The organism is Rahnella contaminans, from assembly GCF_011065485.1.
GTDB lineage: Bacteria > Pseudomonadota > Gammaproteobacteria > Enterobacterales > Enterobacteriaceae > Rahnella > Rahnella contaminans.
In genome coordinates, this window is sequence record NZ_JAADJS010000001.1 from 1,700,245 (window position 1) to 1,718,904 (window position 18,660).

The following is an 18,660-nucleotide window of genomic DNA, read 5'->3' on the forward strand; positions in this document are numbered from 1 at the left end:
CTCTGGTTTTGGCCTTATGATTAATACCAATTTACGTCCATCAATAAGACCCATTATGACTATCCTGCCTCAACCGTCAGCACTGATTACTCTTTTTGAAAACGCCGGCGAAATGCCCGGTCTGCGCGACCGGCTTTGCACGGTTCTGCGGCAGGCCATTAATACCGGTGCGCTGGCTGTCGGGCAGCGGCTTCCTTCTTCCCGAATGCTGGCTGCCGATTTAAAACTCTCACGCATTACAGTGGAAGCAGCCTATGCGCAGATTGAGGCCGAAGGGTATTTGCAGCGCCAGACCGGAAAAGGCACGTTCGTCAGCCAGTCGCTTCCCCGCCCTTCCGCACCGCGTGCGAACGGCAGCGCACCAGCGAAACTTTCCACGCTTTCAGCACGTGGCCGGAATATTGTGGCAACCGGCGGCTGCAACGACCCGCTGTTCCCCAAGGCTTTTGCAGCGGGCTCCCCGGATTTACGCGCGTTTCCCCTGAAAGTCTGGAAGCAAATCACCGCTAAACAGCTGCGCACGCACGGCGAACGTTTGCTGGGTTATGGCGATCCGCAGGGATATTCGCCCCTTCGCCAGGCGATTGCCGGTTATCTGCAACAGTCACGCGGTGTGCTGTGTTCCGCTGATCACATCATGATCACCACCAGTTCCCAGCAGGCGCTGCAACTGCTGTCGATGTTGCTGATTGATCCCAACGATACGGTCTGGCTTGAGGAACCCGGTTATCCGGGAGCGCGTAATGCGTTTACCAGCGCCGGCGCGCGACTTTGTGCAATACCGGTGGATGAACAGGGCATCAATCCTGCTGCCGACTCTCCTTCGCCGCGCCTGATCTATCTCACGCCTTCTCACCATTACCCCACGGGCGTGAGCCTGAGTCTGCCCCGACGCCTGCATTTGCTGGATTACGCCAGACGTCACGAAAGCTGGATCATCGAGGATGATTACGACAGCGAACTGCATTACGACGGACGCCCGCTTCCGGCCATGCAGGGGCTGGATAAGCATCAGCAGGTTATTTATCTGGGCACCTTCTCGAAGGTTTTATTCCCGTCGCTGCGTCTGGCTTATATCGTGCTGCCTCCGTCACTTGTCGCACCGATGGTGACGCTGCGCACCGTCAGTGACGGCCATTCTTCACAGCTCATGCAGGCGGTGACGGCTGAATTTATGCAAAGCGGCCATTTCGCCTCGCACCTGCGTCTTTCCCGTCAGCTTTATCACAGCCGCCGCGATCATCTGCTGGAGCAAATCCGGCAAAAAATTGACTGGCTGACCCCGCAGGTTGCAGCCGGAGGCTTACAGCTTGCGGCGCATTTGCCCGCAGGACAAGAGCAGCGACTCAGCGCACTGGCCGCAAAAGCGGGGGTTGAAACACCGCGGCTTTCACCGCTGTTTCTCAATCAGAGCGAACCGTATGCGCTGCATCGTGATGGCTGGCTTCTGGGCTTTTCTGCCCTTACGCCCGCTGAAATCACCTTCGCCGTTAACCGGCTGGCGGCTCTCGATACCGGCGCGATCAGCTGACTAACGGAAGCAGGAACCAGCCGGTAAGACCGCTGAAGAGCAGAAACGGGAAAGAGTAAAAGTGAAATTTCAGCCAGATCTTTCGGTCATTCGCCATGCGCAGCGCAATCAGATTAGCCAGCGATCCCATCGCCAGACCAAAGCCACCGGCGTTCACAGCGTAAGCGAGTAACGGGCCGGAAGGCAGGTAGTTGATCATCAGGATTGTCGCCGGAACGTTGCTGATCACCTGAGATAAACCGATGCTCAGCAGATAGTGTCCGTAATCCGGCAGCCCGTTAATTCGCGCGAAGACCGGCTGTAAAACGTCTAATCCGACAATCAGGCGTACATCGATAAACATCACGATAAACACCAGGATCAGCGGCCAGTCGATCCGCAGCAGGACTTTTCGCGCCAGCAGCAGAAAACACAAAATCACCGCCAGCAATCCGTACAGCGCCAGCCCCAGATCCACGCAGGCAATAAACACGACATACAGCACGCCGCAGCTGGCTAAAAGGCGTTTCTGAAACGGATAGCCCTGATTGTTCGCCGTTTTTTTAAGGCTGCGCGACGGGAAACAAAAGCCGGTGACAATCAGCAATGCAACCAGCGTTACCAGCGCCAGCGGAGCCATTTGCCCGATAAAATGCAGGAATGACTGGCCGGATTTATTCCATAAAAGGATATTTTGCGGATTGCCAATCGGCGTGAGTAAGGATCCGGCATTCACCGCCAGCGCTTCAAAGATAATCAGCCGCGTAACCGGCAGTGACGTCAGTTTTTTCAACGTAATCGTCAGCGGAATCACGATAAACAGTGCCACATCGTTGGTCATAAACGTGGAAAGCACCGCCGCCGCCATCACCAGAAACAGTGCCAGCCGGCGTTCATTGTCGATGGCATTGATCATCTTGCGGCCAACAAAATCAAAGTAGCCGCTGACTTCCACGCCTTTGGTCAGCATCAGCAGGCCGAGCAAGGTGATGATGGTGTCCCAGTCCACGAACAGCGGAAACTGCATGATTTTCTCAGTCTGGAACAGCATCAGGGCGACGCCCAGCAACACCAGAAGATGCAAGAATCTGTCGCGTAGAAAGGGTTTAAAAACTGTGCTGAAAGCCGTTATAAGCATGGTTCTTCTTAATTAAAAAGCCGGTTATCCGATGCGCTGACGTTACCCGAAGAAATTAATCGCTGCCACTCCAAAAATGATTTCCCCGAGGCATCGCGCAAATAAAAAACCGGCGCTGCAAATATTGCAGCGCCGGAAGAGAATTCAGCTTAAAAAGCCCGAATTCAGCTCAGGGCTGAAGCCGTTTTCAGCGCCTTTTTCTGATGCTGCCAGCGCACGATATCAATCAGCAGGAATATCAGCAGGCTGCCGCCCATGACCGGCAAGGAAATTGCTAAACCCAGAGTGACCAGCGCTATCGGGCATTGCAAGGCAAAAGGCACCCGTTTCCAGGTTTGCAACAAGGTGATGGCCGGGCTGCTGCTGCCGACGTCGCCCTGACGGCGCAGCCACCACAACCGGTATCCCCAGGCAATCATCGTGCAAAGCCCGGTGCCAAAAGCAACCAGAATGACCTGATTCCAGATGCCAAACAGGATGCCCATGTGAGCATCAACGCCCCAACGCGTGAGTTTCGCCAGCAGAGGGAAGTCCGCAAAACGCACGTGGTCGGTAATCTGTAATGAAACCGGATCGACCGAAACCGCATCAACCTGTGTCGGCCAGCTGCGGTCAACTTCCGTCACCGTCCACGCTTTATCGGCAGTATAAGCCGGGCGGATTTCTATCCGGTGCGCCTCAATACCTGACGCCCTTGCCGCCTTAACAACGCCATCGAAAGTGAGTGCGAAAACCGCCACGGCAGCCGGTAAGGCGGGCATCTTGTCTCCTGACATATTCATGCCAGGCATATCCGGCATCTCATCCATATGCGCATGATGCTCTGCATGTTCATTTGCAGGAGCAGCCACTGACTCAGGAGATAAACTGGTTTTGACCGCCGGTGTCATCCAGCCCATATAGGCACGCAAGACACCAATATTGTCCCCTGCCCACTGCGACCACGTCAGCCCCGTTGCCGAAAAGAACAACAGTCCTGCCAGCAGAATCACGCCCAGCGTGCTGTGCCAGTGGCGGCTGCGCTGCTGCTTTTCAATTTTTTCGCTCAGTTTGCGTGACGTACGGAGTTTTCGGCGTCCGGTGAACCAGAGCGCGACACCGCCCAGCGCGGCTACCCATAACCATGAGGCGGCCAGTTCACTGTACACGCGGCCAATATCGCCCAGTAACAGCCCGCGATGTAAATCATCCAGCCAGGTGCGGAATGGCAGAATCCCGCTGGTTCCGTAAACTGTCATGTCGCCTTTTACCGCCAGCGTCACCGGGTCGATGAATATTGCCCGGCTTTTGGATGCGCCCAGTTGCGGATCAGAAAACATCACCCGCGTGGTATCTCCGCGTTCCGGCGCAGGTCTGACGGCATAAATTTTTGGATTTACCCCTGCCACTTTTGTCGCCGACGCGATCTGACGTGAAAGCGGCTGTGATGCGCCCTGTGAATCGGTGAATAGCGCGTCCGAGTACAGGTAATTTTCGAGCTGCGGCGTCAGCACATACAGCGTGCCGGTCAGCGCAGCGACGAAAATAAACGGCCCGACAAAGAGGCCTATATAAAAATGCAGACGCCGCAACAGGGCGAGAAACGCGGTTTGCGCAGACAGTTTTTCCCCTGCGTTTGCACGCAGGTTTGCAGGCTGGTTCATAAATCTGATTTCCTGAATTTCAAATAGCACATCGCTAACGCCGAAAAATCGTCGTTAACCTGAAAAGAAATGGCTTAAAAAGGGAAGATTCAGAAAACAGGCGGAGCGCGGGCTTGTGAATCGGTAAAGAACAGCGAAGGTACATAACGTTGTTTGAGAGAACGCGGAGGCGCACGGCTGGAAAGCTCCAGCGACCAGAGCATCGGCATGGCCTGCAAACCGAGCAGCGGTAAATGCGCCAGCAGCACACAATAACCGCAGGCAGCATCGCTCATGTCGCCGGAAATCAGCCCTTTCACGGTGTCATGTTGCGCCGTTTTACAGGCTTGCGGATGGCAATGTTCACCTGATGTTTCGGTGTCTGACCACCCCATATCAGCCATTTCCCCGTCAGGCATGTCCATATCGGACATCACCATTCCGGGCATCATCATGTGCTGCGCACCCTCAGCCACCCGTGATTTAGAAACCACCGGTGCGATAAACAACATCAAAATCGCCACAATACCCAGCCAGGCTGGGAAGTGCCGATGTCGGTGATGAAGGCGTTGGAGTGAGAGCATTATGTCAACAAGGTGAAAATAATAAGCGGCGAAATTGTACCTGAATTGTTGAAATATAACAGAAGGGATAAACAACGGACGTAAAAAAGCCCGCTCGAAAGCAGGCTTTATTTTTAGCTTAACGACAGGAATTATTTGTCGTTTTTCAGCTTACGCATCACCAGAGTGGCGTTGGTGCCACCGAAGCCGAAGCTGTTGGACATCACAGTCGTCAGCTCGCGCTGAGTCGGTTTAGTGATGATGTCCATGCCTTCTGCCTGCTCATCGAGGTTTTCGATGTTGATGCTTGGCGCGATGAAACCGTGTTCAGCCATCAGCAAGGTGTAGATAGCTTCCTGCACGCCCGCGGCACCCAGAGAGTGACCTGTCATGGCTTTAGTGGAAGACAGTGCCGGAGTTTTGGAACCGAACACTTCACGGATTGCACCCAGTTCTTTCACGTCGCCGACAGGGGTAGAAGTCCCGTGAACGTTAACGTAATCGATTGGGGTATCCACGCCGTTCATTGCCATTTTCATGCAACGCACTGCGCCTTCGCCAGATGGAGCTACCATGTCTGCGCCGTCAGACGTTGCGCCGTAGCCAACGATTTCTGCGTAAATGTGTGCGCCACGTGCCAGAGCGTGTTCCAGCTCTTCAACCACGACCATACCGCCGCCGCCTGCAATGACGAAACCGTCACGCGCTTTGTCGTAGGTACGGGAAGCTTTTTCAGGGGTTTCGTTGTAGCTGGTGGACAATGCGCCCATCGCGTCAAACTCACACGCCATTTCCCAGCACAGTTCTTCACCGCCACCGGCAAAGACAACGTCCTGTTTGCCGAGCTGAATCATTTCTACCGCGTTACCGATGCAGTGAGCAGAGGTTGCACAGGCAGAGCTGATGGAATAGTTAACGCCACGAATTTTGAACGGAGTTGCCAGGCAGGCAGAAACGCCGGAAGCCATCGCTTTGGTCACCATGTAAGGGCCAACGCCGCGCAGGCCTTTGGCACGCATGCCGTCAGAACCCGCAACCTGGTTGCGTGGAGAACCGCCGCCGGAACCTGCAATCAGGCCGGTACGTTCGTTGGAGACCATTTCAGGCGTCAGACCGGAGTCTTCAATCGCCTGTTGCATGGACAGGTAAGCGTAGATCGAGGCATCACTCATGAAACGCACAATCTTACGATCGATAAGGCCTGCGGTGTCTAATTTGACATCACCCCAGACGTGACTACGCATCCCGGCATCTTTCAGCTCTTGCGAGAAGGTGATCCCAGAGCGACCTTCCTGCAGAGATGCAAGAACTTCCTGCTTGTTGTTACCGATGCTCGAGATGATACCCAGGCCAGTAATCACTGCACGTTTCATTTAATACCTCTTGTACTATTCACCATTTGGGATTTCGTCACGCACTCTAGCGTACAGTTGTACGCCGAACAAGTCCGATCAGCAATTCCTTGTGTAAATCGCGGTAAATTTGCGCGAGGTCAAACGCAGCGTTAAACTCCGGCATCGCCTTGAACTGAGAGAGTTTCACGTGAGCCACAGCCCGATCACGCCCGCTGAATTAAGCTGGAACGAACAGGGTACACCTGTTTCCCGACATTTTGATGACGTCTATTTTTCCAATCAGAGCGGCCTGCTGGAAACACGTCATGTTTTTCTCAACGGCAACCATTTTCCGGCGCGTTTTTCCGCCCATCCTCGCCCGCTTTGCATCATTGCCGAAACTGGTTTTGGCACTGGCCTGAACTTTCTGTCACTGTGGCAGGCCTTCGACGCTTTTGGCGAGGAACATCCCGACGCCACCCTGCAACGCCTGCATTTCATCAGCTACGAGAAATTCCCGCTGTCTGCCCGTGATCTGGCGACAGCGCATAGGCAATGGCCGGAACTCGCCGCGTATTCAGCACAACTTTGCGAACAATGGCCGATGGCTTTTTCCGGCTGCCATCGCCTTCTGCTGGCGGACGGACGTATCACCCTCGACCTGTGGTTCGGCGATGTGACTACCCTGCTGCCCGCATGTGACACCAGTATGAATCAGCAGGTCGATGCCTGGTTCCTGGACGGATTTGCGCCATCAAAGAATCCGGACATGTGGACGGAAGAACTTTTCCGTTCGATGGCCAAAATGACCCGCCCGCAGGGAACGTTCGCCACTTTCACCGTCGCCGGTTTTGTACGCCGCGGATTGCAGGACGCCGGTTTCGACATCGCAAAAGTGCCCGGATTCGGTGAAAAGCGGCATATGTTATCCGGCGTTCTGCCTGCAGGAATTGATATTCCTCATTCTGCGCCGTGGTATTTCCGCCCGCCCGCTAAAAATGCCACTGAATTTGCGATTCTTGGCGGCGGCGTCGCCAGCGCCGTACTTTCGCTGGCGCTTTTGCGTCGTGGTTATGCCGTAACGCTGTACTGCGCCGATGAAAAACCGGCGCTTGGCGCATCCGGTAACCGTCAGGGCGCTGTTTATCCGCTGCTCAATGGCCGTGGCGACACACTGGAAAATTTCTTTGCGCACGCCTTCACCTTCGCCCGCCGTCAGTATGCGCAGCTGGAAAAGCAGGATGTGCCTTTCGACCACGGCTGGAGCGGCGTGACGCAGCTCGGTTATGACGAAAAAAGTCAGGGCAAAATTGACGGCATACTCAAAGGTGGCTGGCCGGAAGAACTGGCAAAGGGGCTGAGCGAAAAAAATGTAGAAGCGTTGTGCGGATTACCGTGCGGCAGCGGCGGCATCACGTATCCGCTCGGTGCATGGTTGTGTCCGGCGGAGCTGACCGCCTCGCTGCTCGCACTGGCGCAAACGCAGGGATTAGCGGTGCATTATCGTCAGCGGGTCAAGGCGTTAAGCCGCGATGCAAACGAAAACTGGACGCTGAAGTTTGCTGACGGACATGAAACCCGTCATCAGGCCGTGGTGCTGGCAAACGGCGCGGATATCACTGATTTCACCCAGAGTGAAAAACTCCCGGTTTACGCGGTCAGCGGTCAGGTTTCACATATTCCGACCACACCGGCGCTGAGCAAGCTGAAGCAGGTGCTGTGTTACGACGGTTATATGACGCCAGTCAGCCCGCAGAACCAGCATCATTGCATCGGTGCCAGCTATCATCGCGCCGATAAATGTACGGATTACCGCGAAGACGATCAGCAGGAAAACCGTCAGCGCCTGATTAACTGTCTGCCACAACAGCAATGGCCGCATGACGTGGATGTCCGTGAAGGTGAAGCCCGCAACGGCGTACGCTGTGCAACACGCGATCACCTGCCGATGATTGGTTCCGTATCTGATTACGACGCGCTGCTGGAAAGCTATCAAAAGCTCGATCTGGATGTTAAGCGCAACCGTCCGGTTGCGCCTGCACCGGTATACGAAAATCTGTTCCTGTTTGGCGCGCTCGGCTCACGCGGACTGAGTTCCGCGCCGCTTGGAGCAGAAATTCTGGCCGCGCAAATCGCCGGTGAGCCCATACCTCTGGACAGCGAAACGCTGGCAGCTCTCAATCCAAACCGTATGTGGGTCAGAAAATTGCTGAAAGGCCGTCCGGTCGAATCGCAATAATTTGCTCTTTCTCAGGCAATAAAAAAGCGCAGCCGGTTAATCCGCTACTGCGCTTATTTTTACTGAAAAGAAGATTAGTTTGGCAGGGAAGCCTGATAGAGATTTTCCCACATCCCCTGCACGAGAAGCTGATCGCGCGGCGAAAGTTCTCCGGCTTTAATGGCTTTATCCAGCCCATCCTGAACACGAATTTTCAGCGCTTCGGCGGTATGTTCGCCATTCTCTTCCGCCTCGGCAACCGCGACGGTCAGATGGCCTCGCAGATAGCCACTGGCAAATAATTCATCGTCGCTGGCGCTTTCGACCATGTCGTCGATCAGCGTTAAAATCCGCGTTTCAAATTCTGCGATCATCACTCTTCCTCTCGTATTCAGTTCTTATTCGACCGGCTGCAATGCAGGGAAATCTGCAGGCGTCAAAGGGGCCGTATTGTAAAACGATTGTAACGCTTTAATAAAGCGCGCCGGTCTTTCAGGAATGCCCTGCTCCAGCATGCGCAGCACTTCTTCGCGGACTTTATTCTGGAAGCCCACGCGATCTGGCTCGCAATCGCCGCTCAGATTGTCACAGCTGACGTTGAAATTAAAACCCGCCGCCGCGCAAAACAGCCATTCATAAGATTGCGGTTTGATTTCCACTTTTTCAAATTCGCTTTGCGTTTGTGCGTCACGACCGTCGGGGCAGTACCAGTAGCCAAAATCGACCAGCTTGCGGCGCTCAGCACCGGCCACGCACCAGTGCGAAATTTCATGCATGCCACTGGCGTAATAACCGTGTGCGAACACAATGCGGTTAAACGGTTCTTGTTCATCAGCAGGCAGATAGATCGGTTCTTCGTCGCCTTTCACTAAGCGAACGTTAAATTCCTCAAAGAAGCAGGAATCAAAAATGTCGATCAATTGATGATAGTTATGTGTTGCAGTCGAATCAGACATAATTGCAGTGAAACTCATTAAAGTAAGATCAGGGGCGACAATATACCCCTGTTTAAACGCGTATTTTCATGACTTCAGGCAAGCATTTTGCTGCTGCTGACATTATAAATGCAGGCTTAACCACTGGTGGATTTCTGCACCATGATTGTCATAAATCAGTTTGCAGCTCATCACCACCGAAACGACCACCACCATCGGGCGGATCATCTTCTGGCCTTTGGTGAGCACCATGCGTGCGCCGAGACGCGCGCCGATAAACTGCCCTGCCATCATCACAAATCCTAATCCCCAGACAACTTTGCCGCCCAGAATGAAGAACAGCAGACCACCAAAGTTTGAGGTGAAGTTCAAAACTTTGGCGTGCGCCGTAGCTTTAGCGAGGTTAAAACCGCATAACGTCACAAAGCCTAATGCGTAGAACGAACCGGCTCCGGGGCCGAAAAAGCCATCATAAAACCCGACGCAGCCGCCACCGACCAGCGCATAAGGCAGCGCAGAAAGACGTCGCTGGCGATCGCTTTCGCCCAGCTTCGGGGTCAGCAGGAAATATAGCCCGATGCAGATGATCAGCAGCGGTAGGATCTGACGCAGCATATCGGCCTGTAAGCGCTGGATCAGGATCGCTCCCAGCACAGACCCCACAAACGTGCAGGCAATGTTGAGCTTCTGATCGTTAAGATCCACCACTTTCCGGCGCACGAAATACAGGCTGGCGGAGAAAGAACCGCCTACCGCCGAAAGCTTGTTGGTTGCAATCGCCTGGGCCGGAGATACCCCGGCTGCCAGCAATGCAGGCAGGCTGATAAGGCCGCCCCCGCCTGCGATTGAGTCAATAAATCCCGCCACTAACGCTACTAAAAACAGAACACCTACTACCCAGGGGGCAACAATCAACCAGTCCATTTTTCTATCAGTCCCGCTTTACGTGGCGAAGAGGTATTGAAACGTTGTTAAAGAACGTGTTTATCCAGCAGCGCCTGACAAGTTGGCGGCAGCGGAGGTGGCTCAGATTTCACCGGTTTACCTGTCGAAGGTTTCGGTGGCAGGAACCAGCTTTGCAGCTCGGCACCACATCCGTCACCCGGAGGAGGCGGAGCCTGATTTTCACATTCGGTGCTCCCCGCAGGGCAACGCAGACGCACATGCATATGCGCACGATGGCCAAACCACGGACGCACTTTGTGCAGCCATTCACGGTCTGCACCCGCATCCTGACAAAGCTGTTGTTTGATCGCCGCATTCACAAAAATACGCACCACGTCTTTATCCTGCGCGGCCATTTTGATCAGCGTTTCGATACGCGGTTGCCACTGGCTCGGCACAATAGATTTGCCATTAGCACTGACCAGATCGATAGGCTGTGGTTTGAGCAGCATCTGCTCGCTCCAGCGCTGACGCGGCAGTTGCAGCCAGATATCCACATCCAGCCCGGACTGATGGCTGGCATGGCCGCTGCTAAAACGCCCGCCCGCAGGCATCGCCATATCGCCGACCAGCATGGTACCCAGCCCTTTTTGCTGTGCCTGAGTACCGAGTCGCGTGATGAACGCCAGTAAATCTGGCTGGCCGAAATAACGACGCTGATCGGTACGCATTACCTGATAATCCGGTGAATTCAGCGGCAAAGGTTGTGCGCCAATCTGACATCCGTTGGCGTAACTTCCCACTGCCTGCGGCGCGCCGGAAATCGGTTGAGTAATTTTCTGCCAGGGCGTTGCCGCCATGGCCGGTGCGCAAAGCGCAAGCGCCAGAAGACTGGCGCAGGCGGTTTTAAACGCAGGAACGTTACGTAAGAATTTCATCGAAGGCTTACCAGCGTGGCACGGTCGAATGAACGTCGCCGTTCTGGGCACGCTGACGCAGCAGGTGATCCATCAGCACAATCGCCATCATGGCTTCGGCGATCGGCACAGCGCGGATCCCCACGCACGGATCGTGACGGCCTTTGGTGATCATCTCAACCTGCTCGCCTTCACGGTTAATAGTGCGTCCCGGAACGGTGATGCTGGACGTCGGTTTCAGCGCCAGATGCGCAACCACCGGCTGGCCGCTGCTGATCCCGCCGAGAATGCCACCTGCATGGTTGCTTTCAAAACCGTTTGGCGTAATTTCGTCACGGTTTTCGCTGCCACGTTTGCTGACTACGGCAAAACCGTCACCGATTTCCACGCCTTTCACGGCGTTAATGCTCATCAGCGCATGCGCCAGATCTGCATCAAGACGGTCGAATACCGGCTCGCCAAGGCCAACCGGCACATGCTCGGCAACCACGGTGATTTTGGCACCAATCGAGTCGCCTTCTTTTTTCAGCGCGCGCATGAGTTCGTCCAGCGCTTCCAGCTTGCTTTCATCCGGGCAGAAGAACGGGTTGGTTTCGACCAGATCCCAGTCTTTCAGTTCACATTGAATGTCGCCCATCTGGGACATATAGCCGCGCACTTTAACGCCGAATTTTTCGAGCAGGTATTTCTTCGCTACCGCGCCTGCGGCCACACGCATTGCGGTTTCACGGGCAGAAGAACGCCCGCCGCCGCGATAGTCACGTACGCCATATTTTTGTTCGTAGGTGTAATCGGCATGGCCAGGACGGAATACGTCTTTGATCGCGCTGTAATCCTGCGAGCGCTGATCGGTATTCTGGATAATCAGGCCGATGCTGGTGCCCGTCGTCACGCCTTCAAAGACGCCGGACAGGATTTTGACTTCATCCGCTTCACGGCGCTGCGTGGTGTAACGCGAGGTTCCCGGACGACGACGGTCGAGGTCGTGTTGAAGATCTGCTTCTGTCAGCGAGATGCCCGGCGGTACGCCGTCAATGATGCAGCCGAGTGCCACACCGTGAGATTCGCCGAAGGTGGTGACGCGGAAAAACTGCCCAATACTGTTCCCTGCCATCACGGCTCCTTAACCATTAATAAGTTGTTTATTTGCAAAATGACCGGCTGACGAACAGCCGGTCAACAGGGTGTCTAGTCGCGGTAAGCGCGGAACTCTTCTGCGCAATCAAGCAGTTGCTGTTTAGTCAGCATGAAGACACCGTCACCGCCGTTTTCAAACTCCAGCCAGGTGAACGGGATCTCAGGATATTGATCCATCAGATGTACCATGCTGTTGCCCACTTCACAAATCAGCACGCCGTCATCGGTCAGGTAATCCGGCGCGCAGGCCAGAATGCGGCGGGTCAGTTTCAGGCCATCGCTGCCGGAGGCCAGACCGAGCACCGGTTCGTGGCGGTATTCCTGCGGCAAATCGGACATGTCATCTTCGTCAACGTACGGCGGGTTCGTGACGATCAGGTCGTATTGCAGCGGCGGCAGTTCACGGAACAGGTCAGAACGGATTGGTGTAACCCAGTTCTCAATACGGTGCGTGTCGATATTGCGTTCGGCCACGGCCAGCGCGTCTGCAGAAATATCCACGGCGTCCACTTCCGTTTCCGGGAAAGCATAAGCACAGGCAATCGCAATACAGCCGCTGCCGGTACACATGTCGAGGATGTGCTGAGGTTTGTCGTGCAAAATGCCGGAGAAGCGGTGGCTAATCAGTTCACCAATCGGTGAACGCGGCACCAGAACGCGCTCATCGACATAAAATTCCATGTCGCAGAACCAGGCTTTGTTGGTCAGATAGGCGACCGGAATGCGCTCGTTGACGCGGCGGATCACGCGCTCAACAATACGATGACGCTCACTGGAGGTCAGACGCGCCGTGTGCATGTCTTCAGGAATGTCGAGCGGTAAAAACACGCTTGGCAAAACCAGCTGCACGGCTTCGTCCCACGGATTATCGGTGCCGTGACCGTAATAAACATTGGCCGCATTGAGGCGGCTGACGGTCCAGCGCAGCATGTCCTGAATGGTATGCAGTTCACTGACGGCTTCGTCGACGAAAATTTTGTCCAATTTTGTTCTCCAGGCAGTACAGGGTTTTTAACAGACGTTTAACCCGTAATTTTCCGCATAGTTTGCCACGAAGCCCGCCACAAATCAGTAGCTAGTCAACGCACTTGCGCGATGCCTCGAAGAATTTAACCCTGAGTTTTCTTTAAACCGCAGGGTGACGGAAGGTACACTGTCGGAATTGAGCGAAAATGACGATAAAAAAATGAAGAAAAAACACCGACTGAGCCCGGAGGAAGCGGCCCTGTTTCGTGAAGCCGTTCCGGGCGTCAAGCGCCTGAAAAACGATACAATTACTCACCGTCCGTTGCGAAAAAAAGTGTCAGAGTTGTCACCAAAAAAGCTGATTCAGGAGCAGGTGGACGCCAGTTATTATTTTTCTGATGAATTCCAGCCGATGTTGCAGGAAGAAGGCCCGGTTCGTCACATCCGGCCAGACGTCAGCCATTTTGAATTGAAGAAATTGCGCCGCGGAGATTATTCCCCCGAGCTGTTTCTTGATTTGCACGGTTTAACGCAGAAAGAAGCCAAGCAGGAATTAGGGGCGCTGATCGCCGCCTGCCGCCGCGAACATGTTCACTGCGCCTGTGTGATGCACGGTCACGGCAAACATATTCTCAAACAGCAAACCCCGCTTTGGCTGGCGCAACATCCGGACGTCGAAGCGTTCCATCAGGCCCCGAAAGAACTGGGTGGCACCGCCGCCCTGCTGGTGCTGGTGGAACTGGACGACAAAATAAGCTGACCCCGTACAAACATCGATTTCAAGAAACGAGAAAGGCACAGCCGAAGCTGTGCCTTTCTTTGTTTAGCTTTCCGTCCCGGAAAACTAAACCTTAGCCATGACCTGGCACGGACTAAACTGCCAGTCAAAGCTGCCCTGCCCGGTTTGCGCATTCAACTCCACACTTGCCATGGCAGAGGTGGCGAACATCGGCGGGCAAACTCCCGGGCACAATTCTGCGACCAGATAGCCGACCAGCGGCAGGTGGGAAACCACCAGCACAGCGCTGACGCCGGTCAGCGCCAGATGTTGCAGTTCACTGGCGACCAGAGCAGGATCACCGCCCGGCGTCAGCTCTTTGAGAATATCAATTTCTACGTTTTCAGACAGAGACAGACACTGGCGAACTTTTTCAAGCGTCTGCTGCGCACGCAGGTACGGACTGACCAGGACGCGATCAATTTTGACGCCACGACCATTCAGCCAGGCCGCCATATGGACTGATTCGTCACATCCGCATTCGCTTAACGGGCGAACTGAATCGCTGGCAGCTTCGAGAACTGCATCACCGTGACGCATAATTACAACTTGCATATTGCACCGCTTTTGTTAACAAAAATAGCGCTATACAGAAACGCCGTGCGTGCTGTATTACCCATTGCCCAGCTGTTTTTCATCATGTTTAAAATGACCTTTCTCATTACAAGATAGCTGTAAGGCAGTACATCCACTTAACCGGCTGTGCCCACATGCTTTGCATGGTAAGTATCAGCGGTCGGGCATTTTGCCTGAAAGTTCACGTAAAGAAAACGCTGTTTTTTACACCAACACTTACCGCTTGTAAACTATTCAGGCGATTATTTAACCACTCCGGTTGTAGATCAATCGGTTGGGATCGTTTCTGTACAAAGTCAGTCTCACTATAAAAAAGATCCCGCAGGCCTTGTCTGGCCACAAGCAGGATCCATTCCAGATTCCCGCGAAACTCAGTAATAAGCAGTGACCACAGTCACACTTTACTGACCTTTTCGCTGGTGCCCTCCGCTGGATAAAAACGTTCGCCCTGCTCCGCCCTGCGTACCAGAGCGTCGCACGGCGTGAAATGCTCACCGTAACGCTGGGCCAGTTGTTCCAGCGTTTTCACCACGGTGGCAGCACCGAGCGTGTCGATGTAACGGAACGGCCCGCCACGAAACGGCGGAAAACCAATACCAAAGACTGCCCCGAGATCACCATCACGCGCACTGCGGATAACATTTTCATCCAGGCAGCGGACGGCTTCATTCAGCATCAGCATGACGCAGCGCTGTGCGATCTCTTCGCCTGACTGCTGAGCTTTTGGCGTGACATTCAGTAAACGATAGACCGACGGATCGACCTGTTTTTTCTTCGCCCCACGCCCTTTCTGGCCGTAGAGATAAAAACCTTTGCCATTTTTACGGCCTTTGCGGTCGTCTTGCAGGACTGCATCAAAGCCGGATGGGGCGGCAAAACGATCGCCAAACGCCTCCACCAGAATCGGGCCAATTTTAGTGCCGACATCAATGCCCACTTCGTCGAGAAGCTGAACTGGCCCGACCGGAAAACCAAAGTTCACCAGCGCATTATCGATGTGATCGACAGGCTCACCAGCCAGCAGGCAGCGTGCCGCTTCGTTGATATAAGGAGCAAGAATGCGGTTTACGTAGAACCCGGCGCTGTCACCGACCACAATTGCCGTTTTCCCCTGTTTCTTCGCCAGCGAGACCGTGGTCGAAATCGTCTGCGCACTGGTGCCCGCATGGGGAATAACTTCCACCAGCGGCATTTTGTCTACCGGGCTAAAATAATGCAGGCCGATAACCTGATCAGGCCTTGTGGCCTTTTCCGCAATCAGATGAATCGGCAAAGAAGAGGTGTTTGAAGCAAATATGGTACGCGGTGTCGCATTTTTCTCGATCTCCGCTACCATGGATTGCTTGAGCGCAAGGTCTTCAAATACCGCTTCCACCACAATATCAATCTGCGAAAAACCGCTGTAATCCGTAGTCCCCGAAATCAGCATCATCTGCCGCTGCTGTTCGTTACGGGTGAGCCTGCGGCTGCGGACTTTTTTCTCCAGCAGATCCCAGCTGTATTTCAGCGCATGGCGGATGCCTTCCTGATTAATATCTTTAATCCGCACCGGCAGCCCGGCGCGGGTCGCGGTGACATTCGCAATACCGCCGCCCATCAGCCCGCCACCCAGGATACCGACGCGGTGGACCGGCAACGGCTCAGCGTGAGCGCCTTTTTCTTTTTTCAGCGCCGTCGAGGCAAAGAATAAACCGCGAAGCGCGGCAGATTGCGGCGTCATCACCAGTTCGCCAAACGCCTTGGCTTCGGCCTGATAGCCGTTTCCGCTGCCCTGATCGAGACCGGTTTTCACCACATCAATGATTTTTTCCGTGGCCGGATAATTACCGTGCGTTTTTGCGCGGGTCTGTTTACGCACAAAAGAGAACAACAGGCTTTTTCCCAGCGGACCGCCCGCCAGCCGCGCCTGCCACGGCAAAGGTGGCCGGGATTTGCGACCTTTGGCGACACGTTCCAGCGCCGTTTTCAGCAAAATAGAATAAGGCACGGCGTCGTCCACCAGCCCCATTCTCAGCGCCTGTTTCGCGCGAATGCTGCGCCCGGTGAGCATCATATCCAGCGCTTTCGGCGCACCGATTAACCGCGGCAAACGCTGCGTGCCGCCCGAACCGGGTAACAGCCCGAGCTGAACTTCCGGCAGGCCGAGCTGAGTTTTATCATCAAGGGAACAGACGCGGGAATGGCACGCCAGCGCCAGTTCGAGTCCGCCACCCAGGCAGGCACCGTGAATAGCCGCCACAACCGGCACGGAAAACGAGGCTATCTGCGACATCACCGTCTGGCCTTTTTGCGCCAGTTCGCTGGCTTCAGCCGCCGTTTTGCAGCCGGAAATCATCGTGATGTCGGCACCGGCAATAAATGAATCGCTTTTACCGGAAACCAGCACCAGACCTTTCAGATTCGGATATTGCTGCGCTTTTTGCAAAATAGCGCAGATTTGCTGAGCAAATTCAGCCTTCAGGGTATTCACTTTTTCACCGGGAACATCAATGGTGATGATGCCCACATGTTCTGCCGTAAACATCAGCGAGAATGCAGAAACCGGTTCTGCGGATGACTGTTCTGCCAGCACGGAATTGTCCATGTTGTCCCTCATTGCGCTGCCTCCAGAATCATTGCGGCACCCAGGCCCCCGGCGGCGCAGGCGGTGGTCAGCCCGTATTTTCCGCCGCGACGGCGTAATTCATGCAGCGTTTGCGTGATCATCCGTGCGCCGGTTGCGGCAAACGGATGGCCGTAGGCCAGCGAACCGCCTAAAACGTTGAATTTATCCCAGTCGATTTCGCCAACTGCCTGACTGCGCCCCAGTTTTTCGCGGGCGAATTCATCACTGGCCAGCATTTTGATATTTGCCAGCGTCTGCGCGGCAAAGGCTTCATGCATATCAATCAGATCCAGATCCGCCAGCGTCAGCCCGGCGCGATCTAACGCCAGCGGCGTGGCGTATGCCGGGCCGAGAAGCATGTCTTCCCAGACGTCAATAGCGGAAAACGCAAAGCTCTTCAGATAGCCCAGCGGCTCAAGCCCTAATTCACGGGCGCGGGATTCGCTCATCATCAGAACGGCGGCGGCACCGTCGGTGAGCGGCGTACTGGTTGCCGCCGTCACGGTGCCGTGTTTACGGTCAAATGCCGGACGCAGTTTCGCGTACTGCCCGATTTCTGAATTCAGGCGGATGTTGTTGTCTTTTTGCAGCACTTCACGATAAGGCGGAACCTGCGCCGCCATTACCTGTGAGCTCAGATAACCCTGTTCCCAGGCCAGCGCGGCCAGCGTGTGCGAACGGTGCGCCAGCTCATCCTGCTGTTCGCGGGAAATACCGTGGCTTTTCGCCATCTGTTCAGCGGTATCACCCATGCGCAGGCCAGTGGAATATTCCGCCACCGCCGGAGGAACCGGCAGCAGATCGCGTAATTTCAGTTTGCTGAAAATCGCAAGACGCTGCGACAGCGTACGCGCTTTATTGACATCAACCAGTGCTCTGGCGAGGCGTTTACTGACACCAATCGGCAGCACCGATGAGGAATCAGCCCCGCCCGCAATCCCGACGCGCACTGTGCCGCTGAGAATACTTTCGGCAACGTTCGCCACCGCCTGAAAACTGGTCGCGCAGGCGCGGGAAACGCTGTAGGCGTCGGTCGAAACATTCATTCCGGTGCCGAGCACAATTTCGCGCGCAATATTCGGCGCTTCGGGCATCTGGACAACCTGTCCGAACACCAGCTGATCAATGTCTTTCGGATCGATTCCACTTTTCGCCAGCAGCTCGCTGACCACGGTTTTACCTAAATCCACAGCGGGGATCCCGTGATAGGCGGTGGCCTGCTTGGCAAACGGCGTGCGCAAACCATCAACAATCGCAATGCGATCGCCTTCACGCGTAACCAGTGGAATGACTTTGTTCATACAAGCTCCTGAGTAAATAGGGTCTTAAGAGGTCAGACCTGATAACTCAGTGTTAACTATGTATTTACATTTGGCAAAGTGAAAGGGTTTGAAGTGCGAGCAACAGCAAATTTTTCTGAAATGAGAGTGAGAAAAAAGAGGCTGTAAAAAATAGCAGACAAAAAAATACCGCTGT

Annotated in this window: 16 protein-coding genes; 3 read left to right on the forward strand and 13 right to left on the reverse strand. The window is 54.6% G+C overall.

The genetic code is table 11. The features are described from left to right. The first annotated feature begins 55 nt into the window (after nt 1-55). On the forward strand, nt 56-1,531 hold the full coding sequence (pdxR, locus tag GW579_RS07460; protein ID WP_235937321.1) for a MocR-like pyridoxine biosynthesis transcription factor PdxR: 1,476 nt from the start codon (nt 56-58) through the stop codon (nt 1,529-1,531). Here the strand turns inward: pdxR and GW579_RS07465 are convergent. The 4 genes from GW579_RS07465 to fabB form a co-directional block, all read right to left on the reverse strand. Continuing rightward, nucleotides 1,524-2,648, reverse strand: coding sequence for an SLC13 family permease (locus GW579_RS07465; protein WP_165058326.1), 1,125 nt, complete (start codon nt 2,646-2,648; stop codon nt 1,524-1,526). The two genes, pdxR and GW579_RS07465, sit on opposite strands and share 8 nt — an antisense overlap. 164 nt (nt 2,649-2,812) lie before the next feature. Continuing rightward, the gene (locus tag GW579_RS07470; protein ID WP_152324405.1) at nt 2,813-4,291 is read right to left on the reverse strand and encodes a PepSY-associated TM helix domain-containing protein; all 1,479 of its coding nucleotides are present in this window, start codon (nt 4,289-4,291) and stop codon (nt 2,813-2,815) included. An 89-nt stretch (nt 4,292-4,380) separates the two neighbouring features. After that, complete coding sequence (locus GW579_RS07475) at nt 4,381-4,854, reverse strand: DUF2946 domain-containing protein (protein WP_165058328.1); 474 nt, start codon at nt 4,852-4,854, stop codon at nt 4,381-4,383. 131 nt (nt 4,855-4,985) lie between these two features. Then, entirely contained in the window at nt 4,986-6,206 is a 1,221-nt protein-coding gene (gene fabB, locus GW579_RS07480; RefSeq protein ID WP_101076146.1) for a beta-ketoacyl-ACP synthase I, read from the reverse strand. 169 nt (nt 6,207-6,375) lie between these two features. Here fabB and mnmC point away from each other — a divergent pair, with 169 nt between their 5' ends. After that, nucleotides 6,376-8,406, forward strand: coding sequence for a bifunctional tRNA (5-methylaminomethyl-2-thiouridine)(34)-methyltransferase MnmC2/FAD-dependent 5-carboxymethylaminomethyl-2-thiouridine(34) oxidoreductase MnmC1 (mnmC, locus tag GW579_RS07485; RefSeq protein ID WP_165058330.1), 2,031 nt, complete (start codon nt 6,376-6,378; stop codon nt 8,404-8,406). Between the two features lie 74 nt (nt 8,407-8,480). Here the strand turns inward: mnmC and GW579_RS07490 are convergent, their stop codons facing one another. From GW579_RS07490 to prmB, 6 genes are all read right to left on the reverse strand, one after another. Next, nucleotides 8,481-8,759, reverse strand: a complete 279-nt coding sequence (locus tag GW579_RS07490; RefSeq protein WP_152324408.1) for a YfcL family protein — start codon at nt 8,757-8,759, stop codon at nt 8,481-8,483. Between the two features lie 24 nt (nt 8,760-8,783). Next, entirely contained in the window at nt 8,784-9,341 is a 558-nt protein-coding gene (locus GW579_RS07495; protein WP_152324409.1) for an elongation factor P hydroxylase, read from the reverse strand. Nucleotides 9,342-9,443: 102 nt separating this feature from the next. Beyond that, nucleotides 9,444-10,244, reverse strand: a complete 801-nt coding sequence (locus tag GW579_RS07500) for a sulfite exporter TauE/SafE family protein (protein WP_152324410.1) — start codon at nt 10,242-10,244, stop codon at nt 9,444-9,446. A 47-nt stretch (nt 10,245-10,291) separates the two neighbouring features. Next, the gene (mepA, locus tag GW579_RS07505) at nt 10,292-11,065 is read right to left on the reverse strand and encodes a penicillin-insensitive murein endopeptidase (protein WP_101076466.1); all 774 of its coding nucleotides are present in this window, start codon (nt 11,063-11,065) and stop codon (nt 10,292-10,294) included. An 85-nt stretch (nt 11,066-11,150) separates the two neighbouring features. Further along, on the reverse strand, nt 11,151-12,236 hold the full coding sequence (gene aroC / locus GW579_RS07510) for a chorismate synthase (RefSeq protein WP_165058334.1): 1,086 nt from the start codon (nt 12,234-12,236) through the stop codon (nt 11,151-11,153). 74 nt (nt 12,237-12,310) lie between these two features. Continuing rightward, nucleotides 12,311-13,243: a 50S ribosomal protein L3 N(5)-glutamine methyltransferase gene (gene prmB / locus GW579_RS07515; protein WP_165058336.1), complete on the reverse strand. Its 933-nt coding sequence runs from the start codon at nt 13,241-13,243 to the stop codon at nt 12,311-12,313. Between the two features lie 202 nt (nt 13,244-13,445). Between prmB and smrB the strand changes: the two genes are divergently transcribed. Next, on the forward strand, nt 13,446-13,985 hold the full coding sequence (gene smrB, locus GW579_RS07520) for an endonuclease SmrB (protein ID WP_104924666.1): 540 nt from the start codon (nt 13,446-13,448) through the stop codon (nt 13,983-13,985). Between the two features lie 84 nt (nt 13,986-14,069). On the opposite strand, the gene sixA is transcribed toward smrB, so the two are convergent. From sixA to fadI, 3 genes are all read right to left on the reverse strand, one after another. Next, nucleotides 14,070-14,558 carry a phosphohistidine phosphatase SixA gene (gene sixA, locus GW579_RS07525; RefSeq protein ID WP_165058338.1) on the reverse strand — a complete coding sequence of 163 codons (489 nt, stop codon included), beginning with the start codon at nt 14,556-14,558 and terminating at the stop codon, nt 14,070-14,072. Between the two features lie 415 nt (nt 14,559-14,973). Continuing rightward, on the reverse strand, nt 14,974-17,175 hold the full coding sequence (fadJ, locus tag GW579_RS07530) for a fatty acid oxidation complex subunit alpha FadJ (RefSeq protein ID WP_165058340.1): 2,202 nt from the start codon (nt 17,173-17,175) through the stop codon (nt 14,974-14,976). Next, a complete protein-coding gene (gene fadI, locus GW579_RS07535; RefSeq protein WP_165058342.1) occupies nt 17,172-18,485 on the reverse strand; it encodes an acetyl-CoA C-acyltransferase FadI in 1,314 nt (437 codons plus the stop codon). The genes fadJ and fadI overlap by 4 nt, the downstream gene beginning before the upstream one ends. Between the last annotated feature and the right edge of the window lie 175 nt (nt 18,486-18,660).

Excerpts from the sequence above, each read along its gene's own strand:
- pdxR (WP_235937321.1), top strand. The coding sequence starts at position 56 with ATGACTATCCTGCCTCAACCGTCAGCACTGATTACTCTTTTTGAAAAC.
- GW579_RS07465 (WP_165058326.1), bottom strand. The coding sequence starts at position 2,648 with ATGCTTATAACGGCTTTCAGCACAGTTTTTAAACCCTTTCTACGCGAC.
- GW579_RS07470 (WP_152324405.1), bottom strand. The coding sequence starts at position 4,291 with ATGAACCAGCCTGCAAACCTGCGTGCAAACGCAGGGGAAAAACTGTCT.
- GW579_RS07475 (WP_165058328.1), bottom strand. The coding sequence starts at position 4,854 with ATGCTCTCACTCCAACGCCTTCATCACCGACATCGGCACTTCCCAGCC.
- fabB (WP_101076146.1), bottom strand. The coding sequence starts at position 6,206 with ATGAAACGTGCAGTGATTACTGGCCTGGGTATCATCTCGAGCATCGGT.
- GW579_RS07490 (WP_152324408.1), bottom strand. The coding sequence starts at position 8,759 with ATGATCGCAGAATTTGAAACGCGGATTTTAACGCTGATCGACGACATG.
- GW579_RS07495 (WP_152324409.1), bottom strand. The coding sequence starts at position 9,341 with ATGTCTGATTCGACTGCAACACATAACTATCATCAATTGATCGACATT.
- GW579_RS07500 (WP_152324410.1), bottom strand. The coding sequence starts at position 10,244 with ATGGACTGGTTGATTGTTGCCCCCTGGGTAGTAGGTGTTCTGTTTTTA.
- mepA (WP_101076466.1), bottom strand. The coding sequence starts at position 11,065 with ATGGCGGCAACGCCCTGGCAGAAAATTACTCAACCGATTTCCGGCGCG.
- aroC (WP_165058334.1), bottom strand. The coding sequence starts at position 12,236 with ATGGCAGGGAACAGTATTGGGCAGTTTTTCCGCGTCACCACCTTCGGC.
- smrB (WP_104924666.1), top strand. The coding sequence starts at position 13,446 with ATGAAGAAAAAACACCGACTGAGCCCGGAGGAAGCGGCCCTGTTTCGT.
- sixA (WP_165058338.1), bottom strand. The coding sequence starts at position 14,558 with ATGCAAGTTGTAATTATGCGTCACGGTGATGCAGTTCTCGAAGCTGCC.
- fadJ (WP_165058340.1), bottom strand. The coding sequence starts at position 17,175 with ATGAGGGACAACATGGACAATTCCGTGCTGGCAGAACAGTCATCCGCA.
- fadI (WP_165058342.1), bottom strand. The coding sequence starts at position 18,485 with ATGAACAAAGTCATTCCACTGGTTACGCGTGAAGGCGATCGCATTGCG.